The sequence below is a fragment of the Eubacterium uniforme genome (genome assembly GCF_900167115.1).
GTDB lineage: Bacteria > Bacillota > Clostridia > Lachnospirales > Lachnospiraceae > Eubacterium_S > Eubacterium_S uniforme.
This window is the reverse complement of record NZ_FUXZ01000003.1, coordinates 196,599-216,264: the sequence shown is the minus strand read 5'-3', so window position 1 is coordinate 216,264 and position 19,666 is coordinate 196,599. Positions and strand designations below refer to the sequence as shown.

The window sequence follows — 19,666 nt, the reverse complement described above, 5'->3', positions numbered from 1 at the left end:
ATAACTTTACGGGTGAATGAAATTCATGAGGGATGAACGTAAAGGTAAAAGAAAGGAATTATAAAACAATTCTTACTTACGGTAATGATTATTTCATTATTAAGGGTATTAATTGCGAAGTTATGAAGAAGATAAGAGAAAGTATTAAAACAGTTGGTATTTGTATGGTAGCATGTGCATTAGTTGCACAGTGTAATGTAACAAAGGTTTTTGCTGATGATTTTGAAATTTCAAAGATGGCTGATGAAGAAACAGTTGTTGGAAGTTCAAACGTGGTAGAAAGAAAAACTGAAGACAGTAAAGAAGTTAATGGTGATGACTCAATAAAGATGGCTAAAGCAACTAAGGTTGGTAAAGTAGTTAATAAAGTTACTGATATTAAGAAAGTTAAAAAAGTTATTAGAGTAAATCAGAAGATTAATCTTAATTCTGTTAAATGCTTAAAATCTAAAAAGATGAAGAATCTTAAATTTAACTTTAAAAAGAATGGTCTTATTTCTGTTTCTAAAAATGGAGTTGTTAAAGCTAATAAAGTTGGCGTCGCAATAATTAATGTTAAAGAAGATGGCGCTGTGATCGCTAAAGTTAATATTGAAGTAAAAGAGTCATATAAAGAAGAACAGCTTAGATTATTATCATCAATTATATTCTGTGAGGCTAATACAGAATCATATGCTGGTAAAAAAGCTGTAGGTATCGTCGTGATGAATAGAATGGCTTCATCAGCTTACCCAAGCAGTATGAAGGCTGTTGTATATCAGAGAGGACAGTTTGTACCTGCTCATACAGGTTTCTTAGATAGAGCATATAAGATGTATGATAATGGTTCAATTCCTAAGGATTGTGTTAAGGCTGCTAAAGATGTATTAAGCGGAAGTAGAAGTGTTATAATCAAGGGTAAGGAAAAGAGCATGAAAGGCTATTTATTCTTCTCAAGATATGTACCTAATAAGAAGTTGCAGATTGGTGCACATCAGTTTAAATAATTGAATATAGTTTATTAGAGTCCTGAATACCAGGACTCTTTTTTTACGATGAGGAAAGAACTGAAAGCTTGCTTTCTTGATTATCAAAATAATGTCATATATTTACATACCTTAAAAATGAGGATATAATCATATTAATGGTAGGAACGGAAGGAGAAGTATGGGTAAAATAATTGAAGTATTTTGCAAGTTGATTCCAAAAATCATTCCAGCAAATGTATATTTGCTGTGCGTAAATCTTATGGCATTAAGGAAAGTGCCTGAAGAAATTAGGCAGGAGCATTGTTTAAATAATAGGAAAATATGGAGAAGAATGTATGAAAAAAAATGGAGTGAATTGGATTTCGGCAAGTCCAATAATGTTATACAGCAATCAGAAGAAATCGTTGCAAAAGATAGTAGCAAAGAAATGGAAGAAAAAAAAGAAAGATTTAATAAAGCATGGAAAGTTTACGTATCTTTTATCGAGGAAAAAGAGAGAAAAGAAGCGAATAAATGGAGAAAAAAGAAAGAAGAGAAAAATGGCTTTATTAAAACTGATAAAAGTAATTATGAAGCCGATAATGATATTAGTAAAGATTCTAAGGGTGATAGTAAATATTCTAGTGAAGATATTGAAAAAGCTATAGTAATAATAAATGAAACGCTTAAACATAATAAAGATAAATTTTACATTGAAAGACAACCAGATTTAAAAGATTTATTATATGGAATGCAAAATGATAAATTGAGTAAAAAATATATTGATGGTAGGGAATTAAGAGCAAATGAAAACTCGTGCGAAGTTATTGCAGTGTATAATGCTTCTTTGGATGTTTTTAAATTTGAGGGTTTGCTATCAATAGACTCTTTTGTTACATATTTAGAATTATTCGAAAGTAAAGGGATTGTTAAATCGGGATATTTTGGAACATCAGGAATGGCAATATATAGATATTATAAAGATATATACAATTCTAGAGACAAATATTCAAAAGAAATATCTAAAAATAGAAATATAAAACTAGGTGTGGAAAAATTAACGGGAAGAAGAATAAACAAAAAGAATCTTGAAAGATTTGAAAAGGAATATAAATCATATATCTTGATGTCATATAATAATGCAAGAGATATAAGCGAAATGGTTCATACAATTTGCATTAGTAAAACTAAAGATAGATATAAGGCACATAATGATTATGAAGGATCGAGAGAATCGAAGACGCTTTACGATGCAGTATTTGGATATAATGAATATGCAAGTAAGCCTATTATGCTAATTGGTTTGGATGAGTATGATTAAATATAACTAGTTTATGTAATATAAATATAGAATATTAGTATAAAAAGAATAGTGACAAAATAAATATTGAGTGGTATAATGGTTGTGACAATAAATTTTATATATGTTTATTGATTGGAAATTTATATTTATTGTATTGGTTTATTGTATGATGCGGGCAAGTTTAATAAGTTTATAAAACGGAGGATATTTATGAATTTAGAAGAAGCATTAAAAGAAATAGAAAGATTGAATGAAGTAATAAAAGCAAAAGATGAAGAGTTAGAGATTTTGCGTAAAAAGAAAAATGCAGGCCGTCCACCTAGAGGTGCTAGTTGGCAGAAGACATATAATGAGTTTGTTAAGCTCTATGAAAAAGGACTTCCAATGGTTGAAATCGTTGCTAAGTCAAGTAGTAGTAGAAGAACATGTTATCGTTATAAAGCTTATTACGAATCATTAAAGAAGGAACAACAGGAAAAGGAAAACAATTAATATAAAAAAGACTTTCAATTGAGGTTAACTCAAAATGAAAGTCTTTTTTATTGTAATTATATTTATGATAATTCTAACATCTTATCAATACATTTTTTAGCTTTGATTCTAACATCTTCATCCATTGTGATTTCTTCGCCAGTTTTTCCTAAGAGAGCGTTATAAACATCAGCAAGGGTTGTAAGTTTCATGTTGTGACAAACGCAATCCTTTGAAAGTGGATAGAATAATTTATCAGGACACATATGCTGTAAGTGGCTTACGATGCTATTTTCAGTTCCTATGATAAATTCCTTCTTATCACTATTCTTAGCGTAATCCATAATGCCTGTTGTGCTTCCAGCGTAATCAGAAAGTTCTGTAACTTCCGGCTGGCACTCAGGATGAACAAGTAAGAGTGCATCTGGATGAGCCTTCTTAGCTTTGATAGCTTCGTCTTTCATAATTCTACAATGAGTAGGGCATCCGCCATTTACAAATTTGAATTCCTTTTCAGGAAGCTGTTTTGCAACCCATTTTCCAAGATTTGGATCTGGAATAAATAAAATCTTATCGTTATCAATGTTTTTTACAATACGAAGTGCTGCAGATGAAGTTACGCAAACATCACAGATGGTTTTAAGTTCGGCTGTTGTGTTAATATATGCAACAACTGTATGATCTGGATACTTTGCCTTAAGTGCTTCTAATAATTCAATGTCTAACTGTTCAGCCATTGGGCATCCGGCATCAGGTGCAGGTAATATAACCTTCTTTTCAGGTGATATGATTTTTACTGTTTCTGCCATAAATCTTACACCGCACATAAGAACGGTCTTTTTATCATCGTCTCTTGCGTTAAGTGCAAGTCCATATGAATCACCAACATAATCAGCAATTTCTAAAATTTCATCTGCCTGATAGGCATGAGCTAATATACAAATGTTTTTTTCTTTTTTAATTCGAAGAATCTCTTCTTGCATTTCAGCAATTGTCATTTTCTTATTTTATGACGTATAGTTACATCATAATCCTCCTAAAATATATTTAACATCTTCCATATATATTATTTAAATACGGAACAAATGCTTTCACTTAATAATATAGTAGATATATATTCTTGTCAATGCAAAAGAACATTAAAAAGTGCATAAAGATATTGAAAATATTAGCAAATGCTAGTGTATATTCACCTAACTTTACAGTATATACGACAGGTGTCTTGTCAGCTGTATAAACTTGTGATATACTGATGGATATTTATACAAGGGAGAGTGTCCTATGAATAATGAAAATGACATTATTAAAACTGATGTTTTAATAATAGGTAGTGGATGTGCAGGACTTATTAGCGCACTTCATCTTCCAAAGGATAAAAAAATTACAGTTATAACAAAAAGAAATGTTGAAAGAAGTGATTCATTTCTAGCTCAGGGTGGAATGTGTATGCTTGATGATGAAAGTGATTATGATGCATATTTTGAAGATACCTTAAAGTCTGGTCATTATGAAAATGATAAAAAGTCAGTTGAATTAATGATTAAGAATTCAAAAGAATTAGCTGAAGAGTTAGTTGGTCTTGGAGTAAGATTTACAAGAAATGAAGATGGCTCTTTTGACTTTACGAGAGAGGGCGGACATAGTAAGCCTAGAATTCTTTTCTATAAAGATATAACTGGTAGGGAAATAACTGAGAAACTTTGGGAAGAAGCAAAGAAGCGTCCTAACATCGAAATAGTAGAATATAAGAAGATGGTTGATCTTTTAATAAAGGATAATGAGTGCTTTGGTGCTGTTATAAAGGATAATTCTGAAAGAGCAACAGAAGAAGAATTTGTAAATAGAGATCATGGAAAGATTTCTGTTGTATTTGCTGATTATGTTATTCTTGCAACAGGTGGGATTGGTGGATTATATGTTAATTCGACTAATTTTAGAAATCTTACTGGTGATGCTGTGGCTCTTGCTCTTATTCACGATATAAAGACAAAGGATATTAATTATATTCAGGTTCATCCAACAACATTCTTTACAGAAGAAGTTGAAGATAGAAACTTCTTGATTTCTGAATCTGTAAGAGGAGAAGGGGCTAAGCTCCTTGATAAGAATGGTGAAAGATTTGTTGATGAGTTATTACCAAGAGATATTTTAACTGCAAAAATATTAGAGCAGATGGAAAAAGATGGAACTAAGCATGTATGGGAAGACTTACGTACAATTCCCGAAGAGGAACTTAAATCACACTTCCCTAACATTGTAAGACACTGTAAGGAAAAAGGTTATGATGTATTTAAAGAACCTATTCCTGTTGTTCCAGCTCAGCACTACTATATGGGTGGTATTGCAGTTAATTATAATAGCAAAACAAGTTGTGATAGATTATACGCTGTTGGTGAAACAGCATGTAACGGTGTTCATGGTAAGAACAGGCTTGCAAGTAATTCTTTGCTTGAGAGTATGGTATTTGCTAAGAATGCTGCTTTGGAAATTAGTGAAAGCTATAAGGAACAAAGAAGTGAAATTACACTACCTGACTTGAGTTTATATGAAGATAGTGAGAAACTTGAAAGAATCTATGGTGAGAAAGTTTTAAGAGCCATAGATGAAGCTGACAAATATGATAATGATGAAAATGCTAAGCTTGTTAGAAGTAAGATTAGCAGAAAATATAATTATTAGGAGGAAAATTATGTTTGATAAAGCAACACTTTTATGTAATGTAGATCCATTAATATTATCTGCTATTAAGGAGGATATAACAAGCGAAGATGTTTCAACTAACAGCGTTGTTAAGGGACCTGTTAAGGGAACAGCTGATCTTATCTGTAAGGAAGATGGTATCATATGTGGGCTTGATGTATTTAAGAGAGTTTTTACTTTGATTGATAATGAAATTGAAGTTGACTTAAAGAAAGAAGATGGTGATAAAGTAGCTGTTGGAGAAATACTTGCAACAGTTACAGGTGACATGAGAGTTATTTTAAGTGGTGAACGTACAGCACTTAATTACTTACAGAGAATGAGCGGTATCGCTACTTATACAAATAAGACTGCAAGTTTACTTGAAGGAACAAAGACTAAGTTACTTGATACAAGAAAGACAACACCTAATAACAGAGTATTTGAAAAATATTCAGTTAAAGTAGGTGGTGGTAATAACCATAGATATAATTTATCAGATGGAGTATTGCTTAAGGATAACCATATCGGTGCTGCAGGATCTGTAGCAAATGCTATTAAGATGGCAAAGGAATATGCTCCATTTGTTAGAAAGATAGAAGTTGAAGTAGAAAACTTTGACATGGTTAAGGAAGCAGTTGAGGCAGGTGCTGATATTATTATGCTTGATAATATGAAACCAGAACAGTTAAAGGAAGCAATTGCTTATATAGATGGAAGAGCTGAAATTGAAATTTCAGGTAATGTAACTAAGGAGAATTTAAACTTATATGTTGAGATGGGAGTTGATTACATTTCAAGTGGTGCACTTACACATTCAGCACCAATCCTTGATGTATCATTGAAGAATCTTCATCCAGTAGAATAATGTGAGGTAAGCCATGAATGCAATAGAAAGACAGGAGCAGATAATTAACATTTTAAATGAAAATTATGAATCTATCTCCGGAACTGATTTGGCAAAAAGATTATCAGTTAGCAGACAGATTATTGTAACTGATATTGCAATCTTAAGAGCTAAGGGTTTTGACATAACTTCAACTACAAAGGGGTACGTATTAGCATCAGAAAAAGTATGCCAGAGGATTTTTAAAGTTCATCATGATAAGGAAGCTTGTGAGGAAGAACTTAGTATCTTTACAGATTATGGTGCAGTAATTGTTGATGAGTTTATTAGTCATAAGGCATACGGGTTTATTAGAGCCGAACTTAATTTACGTTCAAGAATAGATGTTAAGGAGTTCCTAGAGCGAGTTGATGAAAGTAAGGGTATGCTTTTATCAAGTATGACAGGAGGTTATCATTATCATACTATTATTGCGCCATCAGTTGAGGTTTTAGATAAGATAGAGAACAAATTATGGGAAAAGGGATTTTTAGCGAAGATGCTTGAATATGAGCCGGAAGTATTTGCTAAGGATTTATCTAATAGACAGAATAAATAGTTTGTAAAAATAGTGATAAATACATATAGAAATGCTGAAAAAGACAGAGAAATCTGTCTTTTTTTTGTGAAAGTTTGACAGAAAAATAACGAAAATTAAGTCAATTTGTCGGGTATAAAAGTCAATTTGTCGGGTAAATTTCGTTAGATTTTTGTGATAAAGTGGATTTATCTTTATGAAGAAGGAGGTTTTTATATCATGAAGAAGATGTATAGTAAGGCGCTAGCGGTAATGTGCGCAGTTACTATGGCGCTTCCTTCAACAGTTTATACAAATGTATATGCTGATGGGGAGGTTACAAACAATCAAAATCCTGAGGAAGGAGGAAACGAGGAAGCCGAAGTTAAATATGAGAACGGAACACATGAATTGAGCTTGGGCAAATTTGGTGTTGCAGGAACACACAACGCTGAAATCGAAGTGGACGAAAACAAAGTACCAGTGCTTGATGATAAGGGAAATGCAAAAATCGATTTTAGTGCACAGTATGGACAAGTATATTTTTCATTACCTGAAGGAATTGATCCTAAAAGAGTAACAAATATTGAATTTCCTGATCTTGAAAGTGTAGCTGTTAAAGTTCAGCAGACACAGGGTGATGATGATAATGGTTGTCTAGTTAACTATTCAAATTCATTAAGTTTTGAAGAAGGAACTGATTTTTCAGTAATAGTACTTATGAATATGGCAGAAGGTGCCGTATCAAAGAATGTAGGTACTATAGTTATTACTTTAACAGATGCTCCAAATGACACTAGAGTAGTTACATACAAATTAAGTGAACTTAACTTAGCACTTAATGGTGGAGCTAAAATTGAGGATAACGAAGTAACATTTACAAATAGTTATCAAAGTGTATTCTTTGATTTTTCTTCAATATTTGAAGATGGTATGGCCCCAATTAAGATTGATATCAAGGGTGATGCTAACACATTTAACTATAAGGTTATGACAGAAGAACAGTTTGAAGATGAATCTGAAAGATGGGGCAATGGACTTGCTGTATCATATGGAAATCCAACAATTGAATTTGATGATGCTAGTGCAAAATATCTTATTGTTATGAGTGGTGATACACCAGATGATCCAGAGGCTGAGAATAAGACATATGGATCATTTGCAATGAATAGTGAAGTTGAATTTACATTAGCTCCATCTTATGGAGTACAGATGGATATCCCAGATTTAAGAAGTGTAGTTGCTACAGAGGAAGGACTTGGAGAAGATGCTTATGTTGGTTGCGCTGTTACAGGTACAGAAACGGCAGATGAGAAGGTTATGCAGCTTGCAACTAAACATTTTAATGCGGTTACATTAGGTAATGAACTTAAACTTGATTGTATGTTAGGATACAATAACGCAAGTTCAAAAGATGTTGAATTCACATATGTTAATAAAAATACATTTAAAGCATGTGATGAAGGCGACGAGAATGCTATGAAGGTTCCTGTATTAAATTACAAAAATGCTGAAGAAAGACTTGATATGTTCCTTAAGTGGAATGAGGAAAATCCAGATAAGCAGATTAAGGTTAGAGGACATGTTTTAGTATGGCATTCACAGGCACCAGGTTGGTTCTTTAAGAAAGATTATGCTGGATTATTCCAGGATAATACGGGTGCACCTGAGTTAAAGACTTCAGATGGTGTTACTGAAGATAAAGAAAATGGTACATACGCTGAAGATGCAACTAAAGAAGAAATGGATAGACGTCAGGAATGGTATATTAAGACTATGCTTGAACATTTCACAGCTCCTGGTAGCAAGTATGAAAATCTCTTCTACGGATGGGATGTTGTTAATGAAGCAGTTAGTGATAACTCAGGTACATACAGAAATGCTGCTGAAGGTTCTAGATGGTGGAATATTTATAAAGATCAGTCATTTATAACTAATGCATTTGTTTATGCTAATAAGTATGCACCTAAGTCACTTAAATTATATTACAATGATTATAATGAAACTGTTGCTACAAAGGTTAAAGGTATTGTTAAGTTGTTAGAGGACGTAAAGGCAACTAAAGGAGCTAGAATTGATGGATGTGGTATGCAGGCTCATTATGGTATTGATAACCCTACAATGGGACAGGTAGAAGCAGCTGTTAGAGCATATAGTGCAGTAGTTGATGAAGTTATGCTTACAGAACTTGATGTAAAAGCAAGTTCAGAATATGATGGTACAAAGGCTACAAGAGTTGCTGAATATACAAAACAGGCATATTTCTATAAGAATTTATATGACACATTAGTAAAACTTGATAAAGAAGAAGGAATCAATGTATCTGGTATTGTTGTATGGGGTACAGTTGATAAATATTCATGGTTAAATGATTCAAATAATGTTGGTGGTGCAGCAAATGGTGGTGCACAGTGTCCATTGTTATTTGATAGTAATTATCAGGCAAAACCAGCTTATTGGGCATTTGTTGATGCTGATAAGTTAGAGCCATACATTCAGAATGTATTTGTTGTTGAAAGTGCTGATGGTTCATTCGATAACGCTAATACATATTCATTTGGTAATGATAAAGTAATTTGTGAATTCTCACCAATTTGGGATGCAAAGAAATTAACAGTTAAGGCTTTAGTTAAGGGTAAACTTGCTGATACTGATAAAGTAACTTTATATTACTTTGATGGTGAAACAAAGAAAGTTGAAGTTGCTGCTAAAGATATGAAAGCAGTTGAAGGTGGTTATGAAGCAGTTCTTACACTTGATGGTGCTTATGCAGTAGGTGAAGCTAAACTTGATGTTGTAGTTTCAGTAGGCGAAGACAAGGTTGCATTTAACGATGTTAAACTTACACAGGAAGAAAGTGATCAGTACTATGCAAATGCAAACTTCAGACCATTTGCTGAAATTACAAAGGGTACAGTTAAGATTGACGGTGAAGTTGATGATGCATGGAAAGATGCAGTTTCAGTTCCGCTTACAATTAATTTAGGAGCAAATGTTACAGCTGAAGCTAAATTACTTTGGGATGAAGATAATCTCTATGTAAAAGCTGATGTTGTAGATCCTGTTCTTAATAAGGATAGTAATGATGCTTATCAGCAGGATTCTGTTGAAGTATTCATCGATGAAAACAATCATAAATCAGATTCTTATGAAGAAGATGATAAGCAGTATAGAATTAACTATGAAAATACACAGTCATTTAATGGTGATAAGTGTGTAGCTGATAATGTTAAGTCATTTGCTGTAGTTCCTAAGGATGGTAAGGGATATAGCATTGAAGCTGCATTTAAGTGGACAGATATTAAGGCTGCTGAAGGTAGCTTAATTGGTCTTGAACTTCAGGTTAATGATGCTGATGAATCAGGTAAGAGAATTGGTACATTAAGCTGGTATGACAAATCTGGTATGGGTTGGTCAGCTCCATCAGTATTTGGTACAGCTAAACTTGTTGGTGAAGCTAAGAAAGCTGATAATAAAGTTGATGAAAAGAAGACTGATTCTAAGACAACAGTTGAAACAAAATCAGTTGATGGTCCTAAGGTTGGAACAAAGGTTGAAGATAAGAAGTTCAATTATGTTGTAACTAAGGCTGGTACAACAGATGGTAAGACTGTAGGTGAAGTTGCTGTTGTAGCTTCAAAGAATAAGAAAGCAAAAGCTGTTACTGTTTCAGCATCAGTTACAATTGATGGTGTTAAATATAACGTAACAGAAATTAAGGCAAAAGCATTCTATGCTAATAAGAAGCTTACAAAGGTTACTATTGGTAAGAATGTTAAGAAGATTGGCTCTAAGGCATTCGCTAAATGTACAAGTCTTAAGACAGTTATCGTTAAGTCAAAGAAACTTAGAACTATTGGTAAGAGTGCATTTGCTGGCGATAAGAAGTTAAGAAGCTTCAAGATGAAATCAAATAAGAAACTTAAGAGTGTTGGTAAGAAAGCATTTAAGGGCGTTTCAAAGAAATGTAAATTCTACGTTCCTAAGAAGTTAAAGAAAGCTTATAAGAAGACTCTTAAGAAGGGTGGTTTCAAAGGTAAAATTAAATAGTTGATAATGGACTCACCGTCTAAATAGGCGGTGAGTTTTTTATGCATAACTTTGGTTGTTTTAGTAGAAAACTAAAGGAAGTCGTGTTATACTAAATTAGTGGGAGTGTGTCTTTAGATACGATGTGAAATATAGCTTAAAATTGTATTAAATCGTTAAAACCTTTATTGAGTATAAAGGTTATAAGAGGATAATATGGATAATAAGGAATTAGAAGAAAAAATCAAACAATTAGATTTCATGGCTAGCAATTTGGAAAGTCAGATTTATTCATTGAAATCGGAAATTAATATTCTGAAAATAAAAAAAGAACAGTTGATGCGTGAACAGAGTGAGCAGGCTAACGATATTAATAATGTTAGTAATCCTGCATATAGACAAGCGAGATATAGCAGCGGACAGTATAATGTTAACAATAATAATCCCGATCAAAATGTTAACTTAACTACGAATCAAACTCCAACTATGAATCAAGCATTAAGTTTAAATCAAAATCCAAGTTTGAACCAAAATCAAAATTTGAATCAAAATCCAGGTTTAAATCAAAATGTTTATGGATATGGAAATCCGATAAATGTAGTTAATAGTGGAAAAAGTAAGGATTTTGAAGATTGGTTTGGAAAGAATATGATGAGTGTTATCGCATCAGTTCTTATATTTATAAGTATTATTATATTTTCAACTGTATTTTATCCAAATTTAACAGATGAAATAAAGGTTGCTTCAATGTTTATTTTTAGTTTTGGATTAGAAGCATTTGGATATTTTGGAGTTAAGAAGAATAATAAAGATGGATTTAAATTGGCTATAATGGCATGTGGCGTTGGATGTATATTTGTTTCGTTATTAGTTACAAGAATACATTTTGAAATGATAACTGACGGCATTTTATTAGTTGGTGTATTATTATGGGCCATTGTGGTTATGTATCTATCGAGATATGCTAATACATTATTTGTTGTTATAGGTCAAATTGGAGTATTTATAACAATAAGTGTTGGCGTTAATAGGATAATAGAATTATCTGATGAATTGACTGATGGAAATATAATATATGCCTTGGTTATAATGTTTATATTAGGGCAAATAATACTATTTTTCGCTGGTAAGACAATAAAGTATAGTGTTTTAGTGAATTACATTGGAGCCAGTTTAGGATCAATAATATTATTCTTTAATTTTAATGGATTTGAATTAGCACTTTTAAAAGCGTTTGAATCTAAACAGCAATTAGTTGATTTGCTTTTGCTTATAGGAATTGTTGCTTTACTCGCATTTATTATGATTAATAATAAAGATGAATTAGTAAATATTAATTCCATATTTGTTTGTATAAATAGCGTAGAACTAATACTTTTTATATTAGGATTAATGCCAAATGATATTGATGTTTTAGTTGTATGTTTGATTATTGCGATTTGTATAACAGGACTTTTGATGATTTATACGTACAGATATAATAAGCATAAATCGGTTTATTCAGTTGTTGTTGTTTTATTGTGTGTTGAGAGTATAGTAGCTCTTGGTATTATAAATGAGTTATGGTCTTTAGCACTTATATCTTTATGTATTCTATTATATGCATATAAGGGATTTGTGAGAGATGATAAGACATTCCAATGGATTACAGTTTGGTCACCTTTTGCATATTGTATAAATATGGGAAGTTATCCAGGAACAACTTTATTATTTATTATTATAATATGTTTCGCAGTACCATATTTTATGTATAAGTATAAAAAAACATATCGACAGATTTATAAAATAATTTTATATGTAGAATTTTTATACTTCTTTGCAGTTTTATTTGAAATATTTGGCAAGAAGGTAGATATTACAAGAGTATATTTATCACTGATTAAATATATAATCGTATCAGTTGCAAGTGTATTTGCTATGAAGACGGACTATGCTAAGAGTTTTATTGATGGTTCGGATGAAACTGGATTTAGAAATACTGCATTTGCTATTAATGCAATAATAATGTTTAGTGGATTAACTCATATTTTAAGATACAATGATAATCCATTAGTTCATATTATGTATGTATTAGTTGTTTTAACATTATATTCAGTTAATTCGGTTTCGTTGTTTTACGAGTATGAAAGTAGATGGGTTCATGCATATGTGGGATTTAAATATACAGTTTTACTTATGGTTATTTTAAGTTCATTTAATGCACCAGATATAGTTATCAGTCTTGCATGTATTTTATTCGCTAGCCTATGTATAATATTTGGATTTAAAATATATAAAAAGGGTCTTAGAATATATGGATTATGGCTATCAATGATATTTGTATTTAAGTTGATTTTAGTCGATTTAGCGATAGATGATGCTATTTCTAAGGCTGTTGGATTTTTGGCAGCAGGTTTAATATGCTTTGCCATAAGTGCGTTATATAATTACGCAAAAGATAAGATAGGATAAAGATGAGGTAATATAAAAAGAAAAGAAAAAAGAAACTAAAAGGAGAAAAATAATGAAAAAGAATGACATCAAATTAAGTTTTGACAACAGTTGCAGTTTCAATAATTATGTTGATAGTTGTATTGGAACTGGACGTATGGGTCTTGCTCTTTTTAAAGAGTATCAGGATCAGTTAAAGCTTTGCCAGAAAGAAATCGGATTCAAGTACATAAGAGGACATGGACTTTTCTGTGATGATATGGCAATTTATCAGGAAAGAGATATGACAAGATTCGGTGGTGAAGTAACAATTGATTATAATTTTACTTACCTTGATTTGGTTTTTGATTTTTACCTTTCGATTAATTTAAAGCCTTATCTTGAACTTGGATTTATGCCATATAAGATGGCAAGTGGAGAACAAACTATATTCTATTGGAAAGGTAATACAACACCTCCAAAGGATTATGATGCGTGGAAGAAGTTGATTCAGGTTACATTAAGACATTTAATAGATAGATATGGCAGGGATGAAGTTATAACTTGGCCAGTTGAAGTATGGAATGAACCTAACTTACCAGGTTTCTGGGAGAATGCTGACATGGAAGAATACTTTAAATTATTTGAAGTATCATTCAATGCAGTTAAGGAAGTTGATAAAGACTTTAAGGTAGGTGGACCTGCAGTATGTGGTGGCTCAGATAGAAAGTGGATTAAGGCATTTCTTGAATTTTGTAAGGGAAAGAACCTTGAACCTGATGTTATTACAAGACATCATTACGCAACAGAATTACCTGAATATACAGGTCATTATGGATATGCAAAACTTATGGATCCTATGAATGAGGAAGATGGTTTTCCAGGACTTCATTCAACAAGAGAGATTATTGATAGTTTTCCTGAATTTAAGGGAAAGGATATTCATATTACAGAATTTAATACATCATATATTCCAATCTGTCCATTACATGATACAAACCAGAATGCAGCTTATATAGCTAATCAGTTATCAAAACTTGGTGATGATAATAAGCTATATTCATATTGGACATTTGGTGATTGTTTTGAAGAAATGGGTGTACCATATTCATTATTCCACGGTGGATTTGGCCTTGTTACATATGGTAATATTCCAAAACCTACATTTTGGACATTTGCATTCTTTAAATATTTAAAGGATAATTACAAAACATGTATTCAGAAGGATGATACAAGTATTGTAGTTATAGATAATGAAAACACAGTTAAGGGTGTGTGTTATAACGTGACTCTTGAACGTAGTGGAAATGACTTTATTAATTCATATGAAATCAATGTTAAAGATGGGAATTATGTACTTCTTACTAAGAGAGTAGATGAAGAAGTATGTAATCCACTTAAGGTATGGCATGATCTTGGTGAAAACAGAATTCTTAAGAAGGAAGATATTGAACTTATTAAGAGTGCTTCTTATCCACAAGTTTCTACTAAGGTTATAAGTGCAGTAGATGGCAAAGTAAGTTTTGATATTGAACTTAAAGAAAATGCTATGGTTTACTTTGAACTTAGGAAAGTATCAGTTATTTCTGATACAGGATATGATTATAATAGGGTTATGCAGTATAAATAAAAAGGGCTTTTATGATAGACAATACATATTTAAAACTGACACAAAATTAAGATGAGCGTTGATTTCAGTTTTAAAGGAATGGAGGATAATTATGAAAATAACAGCGATTGTTCCTTGTTATAACGAACAGGAAGCTCTTCCATATTTTTATGATGAAGCTACTAAGGTTTTATCAGGTATGGATGTCGAATATGAGTTATTATTTGTTAATGACGGTTCTAAGGATGGCACACTTTCAAAATTAAAAGAATTAGCAGGTAAGGATGAGCATGTAAAATATATTTCTTTTTCAAGAAACTTTGGAAAAGAAGCTGCAATGTATGCTGGTTTTTGTAATGCAAAAGGAGATTACGTAGCAGTAATGGATGCTGACTTACAAGATCCACCTTCACTTTTGCCTGAAATGGTAAAAATCCTAAAAACTGGAGAGTATGATTCAGTTGCAACTAGAAGAGAAACTAGAAAAGGCGAACCGCCAATTAGAAGTTTTTTCGCTAGAAAATTCTATAAAATAATAAATAAAATTTCGGATGCGGATGTTGTTGACGGTGCAAGAGATTTCAGACTTATGAAGCGAGAAATGGTTGATGCTATAGTTTCGATGAGTGAATATAATAGATTTTCAAAGGGTATTTTTGGATGGATCGGTTTTAGAACATACTGGTTACCATTTGAAAATATAGAGCGAGTAGCAGGTACAACAAAGTGGAATTTCTGGGGATTATTTAAGTATGCACTTGATGGTATAATTAATTTCTCTAACGCTCCACTTAGTATTGCATCATTATTTGGTATTATGATGACATTTGTTTCGTTTATCTTGATGATATTTGTATTTGTTAGACGTCTTGTATTTGGAGATCCTGTTGCTGGTTGGGCATCTTTAGTATGTATTATTGTATTCATAGGTGGAATGCAATTGTTCTGTTTGGGTATTATTGGTCAGTACATATCTAAGATTTATATGGAAACAAAGAACAGACCACACTATATTGCAGCTGAAACAAATGTAGAAGACGCTAAGATGTTATATTAATTAAAAAAAGCAGTATCAACTGTGTTAATGCAGAGTTTATACTGCTTTTTAATTTTGCGATTTGTGAGATTAGGAGATTAAAAAATGAAAAAAATAAAGAAGGTTTACGGTACTAATCCAATTACAAGAATGGATTATCCTGATCCGGATGTTATTAGAGTTAATAATACCTACTATATGGTTAGTACTACAATGCATTTTTATCCGGGATGTGAAATATTAAGGTCGTATGATCTGATTAACTGGGAACATTTTACTTATGTTTATGAAAGTATAGAGGGTACGGATGCCCAGAAACTTGAGAGTGCTAAAGATAATGATAATACATATAAGCATATATATGGCCAGGGTATGTGGGCACCTTGTATTAGATATCACGAAGGCTATTATTATATTATTTTTTCTTGTAACGATACTAAGAAAACATATTTTTATAAATCAGATAAGTTAAATGGTAAATGGAGCCGTGGAGAAATAGAAGGATTTTATCATGATCCTTCTGTGCTTTTTAAGGATGGTAGTGTTTATATTGTATATGGAAATACGGATATTCATTTAACACAGTTAGAAGAAGATTTGTCAAAGCCTAAGGAAGGTGGAATTGATAGAATCATTATTAGCGATAAGGGAAATCCTAATCTGGGATATGAAGGCTCTCATATATATGAGATAGATGGCAAAATATATGTATTCTTAATTCATTCAAAGAAAGAATTTTGGAGAAGGGTTGAAGCGGTATATTGGGCTGATTCCATAGATGGTGAATTTATGGGTGGAGATATACTTGATGAAGACCTTGGATTTAGAAATAGTGGACTGGCACAGGGAGGCATCGTTGATGATGGACTTGGAAATTACTATATAATGGTTTTTCAAGATAGTGGTTCAGTTGGTAGAGTCCCGAATTTAGTTCCTTGTGAAATTGAGAATGGTAAGATTTTGGTTAGGTATAAAGGTGAAGAATTAAAGAATATTGAAACGTATTATATAAAAAATATTAGTAATGTAGTTAGTAGTAAAAGTACTACTAAGTCGAATGAAAATAGTGATATGTATGCGTATGAACCACTTATAAGTAATGATGATTTTTCTTATCTTACTAAGTTAGAAAAAGATAAATATAACGATAGATTATATGGATGCTTTGGCCTTAAGAGTATGTGGCAGTTTAGTCATGAACCAAATCTTGAATTGATTAGTGTAAATGAAGGTCGATTAAGTATAAAGACTGACAGAGTTGTAAATAATCTTTTCTATGCTAAAAATACACTAACTGTTAGAATGGTTTATCCGGGATGTGATGCTAGTGTATTACTTAAAGCAGATTCACTAAATGATGGTGACTTTGCAGGATTAGCAACTTTCCAGGGGGATTATGCATTTGCTGGTATTATGAAGGTTGATGGAAAACTTTATAAGGTGATGTGTGATTTTTATAGTGATGAGGATACTTGGATATTAGCTGATAAGCCATGCATAATAAGAGAAAAAGTGTTGATTGATAAGGATGAAGTATTGATAAGCTGTAGAACAACATTTGCTGATGAAAAAGATGAATGTGAGTTTGCTGTTGATGGTGAAAGAATCGGAGATGTTCATAAACTTAAGTTTAGACTAGATCATTTTACTGGCGTTAGATATGGATTGTTTGTTTATTCGACTAAAGAAGTAGGTGGAGTTGCAGCTTTTTCTGATTTTAGAATTAACATTTTAGAAAAATAATTTTAAAATATTGAAAAATAATAGAAAGAGAAGTATAATACTTCTTGGTTAAATAATAATGAAAACGGGGAGCTGGTGTAAACTGGCTGAGAACAGAATGTATCTTCTGGACCCATAACCTGATTTGGATAATGCCAACGTAGGGTAATAACGAGAAATTTACTATGGTTAGTAGTAAATTGATACTAAGATTATTAGCAGTTATGCCTATGTGCGTAACTGCTTTTATGTTTAGCAACGAGTCAAGTACATCAAGCTTGCTTGAATGTATTTGACGACTGCATACAATCCCGAAACAAGCGTAGTGTTTTCGGTGATTTGATAGGTGAATAAAAATGAATGTAAAAAAAGAAGATATGCTTTTATATGGAATAACAGATAGAAGCTGGTTAAATGGAAGAACATTATCAGAAGTTGTAAAAGAAAGTCTTGAAGGCGGAGTTACAATTTTACAGATAAGAGAAAAAGATATAGATGAAAAGAACTTTTTAGAAGAAGCAAAAGAGATAAAAAAAATATGTGAAAAGTTTAATGTTCCGCTTATTATTAATGATAATGTAGAAATAGCAAAAATGGTAGATGCAGATGGAGTTCATCTTGGACAGGATGACATGGATATAGAAGAAGCAAGAAAGATTCTTGGTCCTGAAAAGATAATTGGAATTACTGCTAAAACTATTGAACAGGCTAAAGAAGCACAGATGAAAGGTGCAGACTACTTAGGAAGTGGAGCAATTTACACTAGCGGAACAAAACAGAATGCAAAACGCTTAACAGTTGAAGACTTAAAAGCAATTTGTGCATCAGTAGAAATACCAGTGGTTGCAATAGGTGGCTTGACTTATGACAACATTGACGTTTTAAAAGATAGTGGAATATCTGGAATCGCAGTAGTAAGCGCCATATATGCAAGCACTGATATAAAGACAGATACAATTAAACTAAAAGAAAAAACTCGTAATTTGATAGACGCATAAGTTGTGAACATCATTTACGGTTTTATATACAGCCCATTCCGCTCAGGGCAAATGGGCGTCATAAAAGCGGCAGGCTGGGGGCACCACTTCAGGTCGCTATAAAAAATTAATGTTTGATAAGGAGGATTCACCTAAAAGTGAATCTTTGACTTCGCGGGGAGCCGCGAAGGGCTCCCCTGATATAAAATCAGGGGCAGTAAAGGAGGATAATATGAAAACAGCATTAACAATCGCTGGAAGTGATTCTAGCGGAGGCGCCGGTATCCAAGCGGATATAAAGACCATGAGCGCTCTAGGCGTGTATGCCATGAGTGTGATAACGGCTTTAACTGCGCAGAATACGACCGGTGTACTAGGAATACTAGAAGTTAATGATGAGTTCGTTGGAAAGCAGTTAGATGCCGTATGTACGGACATCTATCCTGATGCCGTTAAAATAGGTATGGTATCCGATGGAAGAATCATAGATATAATTTCAAAAAAACTTCTAGAGTATAAAATTAGTAACATAGTTGTTGATCCGGTTATGGTATCAACAAGTGGAGTAAGATTAATTAATGAAGAAGCAATTGAGGTATTAAAAAAGAAATTACTTACAATTGCTACAGTTGTTACTCCTAATATTCCTGAGGCAGAAATACTTGCTGATATGGAAATAAAAAATAAAGATGACATGATTAAAGCTGCAAAGATTATTAGCGAAACTTATAAATGCAATGTTTTACTTAAAGGCGGACATAGCGTTAATGATGCAAATGACTTGCTATATATGAGTGGTGAGGGTAAGTGGTTTATGGGTAAAAGAGTTAATAATCCAAACACTCATGGAACAGGCTGTACATTATCATCAGCAATTGCATCAGGCCTTGCCAAAGGCGAAAGTTTAGAAGAGGCAGTTAAACACGCTAAAGAATATATTACTAATTGTTTAAATGCTGGTTTGGATTTGGGCAAAGGCTCAGGCCCTTTATGTCATAATTATATGCTTATAAAATAACAAAAATATTAATTAAATTCGATTGGTGTTTGCTTGGGTGAGCATATTTATAATATCTAAGCA

Annotated in this window: 14 protein-coding genes; 13 read left to right on the top strand and 1 reads right to left on the bottom strand. The window is 32.3% G+C overall.

Annotated elements, in window-relative coordinates; genetic code table 11:
* The first annotated feature begins 32 nt into the window (after positions 1-32).
* From B5D16_RS02590 to B5D16_RS02575, 3 genes are all read left to right on the top strand, one after another.
* On the top strand, positions 33-986 hold the full coding sequence (locus B5D16_RS02590) for a cell wall hydrolase (RefSeq protein WP_078765407.1): 954 nt from the start codon (positions 33-35) through the stop codon (positions 984-986).
* A gap of 160 nt (positions 987-1,146) precedes the next feature.
* Positions 1,147-2,268, top strand: coding sequence for a hypothetical protein (locus B5D16_RS12340; protein WP_143405018.1), 1,122 nt, complete (start codon positions 1,147-1,149; stop codon positions 2,266-2,268).
* Between the two features lie 192 nt (positions 2,269-2,460).
* The gene (locus B5D16_RS02575) at positions 2,461-2,742 is read left to right on the top strand and encodes a helix-turn-helix domain-containing protein (protein WP_078765404.1); all 282 of its coding nucleotides are present in this window, start codon (positions 2,461-2,463) and stop codon (positions 2,740-2,742) included.
* Positions 2,743-2,804: 62 nt separating this feature from the next.
* On the opposite strand, the gene nadA is transcribed toward B5D16_RS02575, so the two are convergent.
* Positions 2,805-3,719, bottom strand: coding sequence for a quinolinate synthase NadA (gene nadA, locus B5D16_RS02570; RefSeq protein WP_078765403.1), 915 nt, complete (start codon positions 3,717-3,719; stop codon positions 2,805-2,807).
* A 283-nt stretch (positions 3,720-4,002) separates the two neighbouring features.
* On the opposite strand from nadA, the gene B5D16_RS02565 reads away from it, so the two are divergent.
* The 10 genes from B5D16_RS02565 (at position 4,003) to thiD (ending at position 19,603) form a co-directional block, all read left to right on the top strand.
* Entirely contained in the window at positions 4,003-5,400 is a 1,398-nt protein-coding gene (locus B5D16_RS02565; protein ID WP_242942969.1) for an L-aspartate oxidase, read from the top strand.
* Between the two features lie 10 nt (positions 5,401-5,410).
* Entirely contained in the window at positions 5,411-6,268 is an 858-nt protein-coding gene (nadC, locus tag B5D16_RS02560) for a carboxylating nicotinate-nucleotide diphosphorylase (RefSeq protein ID WP_078765402.1), read from the top strand.
* Between the two features lie 13 nt (positions 6,269-6,281).
* On the top strand, positions 6,282-6,845 hold the full coding sequence (locus B5D16_RS02555) for a transcription repressor NadR (protein ID WP_078765401.1): 564 nt from the start codon (positions 6,282-6,284) through the stop codon (positions 6,843-6,845).
* A gap of 198 nt (positions 6,846-7,043) precedes the next feature.
* Positions 7,044-10,853, top strand: coding sequence for an endo-1,4-beta-xylanase (locus B5D16_RS02550; protein WP_078765400.1), 3,810 nt, complete (start codon positions 7,044-7,046; stop codon positions 10,851-10,853).
* A gap of 195 nt (positions 10,854-11,048) precedes the next feature.
* Positions 11,049-13,283, top strand: coding sequence for a hypothetical protein (locus B5D16_RS02545; RefSeq protein WP_078765399.1), 2,235 nt, complete (start codon positions 11,049-11,051; stop codon positions 13,281-13,283).
* A 52-nt stretch (positions 13,284-13,335) separates the two neighbouring features.
* Entirely contained in the window at positions 13,336-14,871 is a 1,536-nt protein-coding gene (locus B5D16_RS02540) for a GH39 family glycosyl hydrolase (RefSeq protein WP_078765398.1), read from the top strand.
* Positions 14,872-14,962: 91 nt separating this feature from the next.
* Positions 14,963-15,907: a glycosyltransferase family 2 protein gene (locus tag B5D16_RS02535; protein ID WP_078765397.1), complete on the top strand. Its 945-nt coding sequence runs from the start codon at positions 14,963-14,965 to the stop codon at positions 15,905-15,907.
* An 84-nt stretch (positions 15,908-15,991) separates the two neighbouring features.
* Positions 15,992-17,629 (top strand): glycoside hydrolase family 43 protein, encoded by a 1,638-nt coding sequence (locus tag B5D16_RS02530; protein WP_078765396.1) that lies wholly within the window; start codon positions 15,992-15,994, stop codon positions 17,627-17,629.
* Positions 17,630-17,964: 335 nt separating this feature from the next.
* On the top strand, positions 17,965-18,606 hold the full coding sequence (gene thiE / locus B5D16_RS02525; RefSeq protein WP_078765395.1) for a thiamine phosphate synthase: 642 nt from the start codon (positions 17,965-17,967) through the stop codon (positions 18,604-18,606).
* Between the two features lie 211 nt (positions 18,607-18,817).
* Positions 18,818-19,603, top strand: coding sequence for a bifunctional hydroxymethylpyrimidine kinase/phosphomethylpyrimidine kinase (thiD, locus tag B5D16_RS02520; RefSeq protein ID WP_078765394.1), 786 nt, complete (start codon positions 18,818-18,820; stop codon positions 19,601-19,603).
* The last annotated feature ends 63 nt before the right edge of the window (positions 19,604-19,666 follow it).

Bases quoted from the DNA above. Each gene is read 5' to 3' on its own strand.
- B5D16_RS02535 (WP_078765397.1), top strand. From the start codon at position 14,963: ATGAAAATAACAGCGATTGTTCCTTGTTATAACGAACAGGAAGCTCTT.
- B5D16_RS02540 (WP_078765398.1), top strand. From the start codon at position 13,336: ATGAAAAAGAATGACATCAAATTAAGTTTTGACAACAGTTGCAGTTTC.
- nadA (WP_078765403.1), bottom strand. From the start codon at position 3,719: ATGACAATTGCTGAAATGCAAGAAGAGATTCTTCGAATTAAAAAAGAA.
- B5D16_RS02530 (WP_078765396.1), top strand. From the start codon at position 15,992: ATGAAAAAAATAAAGAAGGTTTACGGTACTAATCCAATTACAAGAATG.
- B5D16_RS02545 (WP_078765399.1), top strand. From the start codon at position 11,049: ATGGATAATAAGGAATTAGAAGAAAAAATCAAACAATTAGATTTCATG.
- B5D16_RS02590 (WP_078765407.1), top strand. From the start codon at position 33: ATGAACGTAAAGGTAAAAGAAAGGAATTATAAAACAATTCTTACTTAC.
- B5D16_RS02565 (WP_242942969.1), top strand. From the start codon at position 4,003: ATGAATAATGAAAATGACATTATTAAAACTGATGTTTTAATAATAGGT.
- nadC (WP_078765402.1), top strand. From the start codon at position 5,411: ATGTTTGATAAAGCAACACTTTTATGTAATGTAGATCCATTAATATTA.
- thiD (WP_078765394.1), top strand. From the start codon at position 18,818: ATGAAAACAGCATTAACAATCGCTGGAAGTGATTCTAGCGGAGGCGCC.
- B5D16_RS02550 (WP_078765400.1), top strand. From the start codon at position 7,044: ATGAAGAAGATGTATAGTAAGGCGCTAGCGGTAATGTGCGCAGTTACT.
- B5D16_RS02575 (WP_078765404.1), top strand. From the start codon at position 2,461: ATGAATTTAGAAGAAGCATTAAAAGAAATAGAAAGATTGAATGAAGTA.
- B5D16_RS12340 (WP_143405018.1), top strand. From the start codon at position 1,147: ATGGGTAAAATAATTGAAGTATTTTGCAAGTTGATTCCAAAAATCATT.
- thiE (WP_078765395.1), top strand. From the start codon at position 17,965: ATGAATGTAAAAAAAGAAGATATGCTTTTATATGGAATAACAGATAGA.
- B5D16_RS02555 (WP_078765401.1), top strand. From the start codon at position 6,282: ATGAATGCAATAGAAAGACAGGAGCAGATAATTAACATTTTAAATGAA.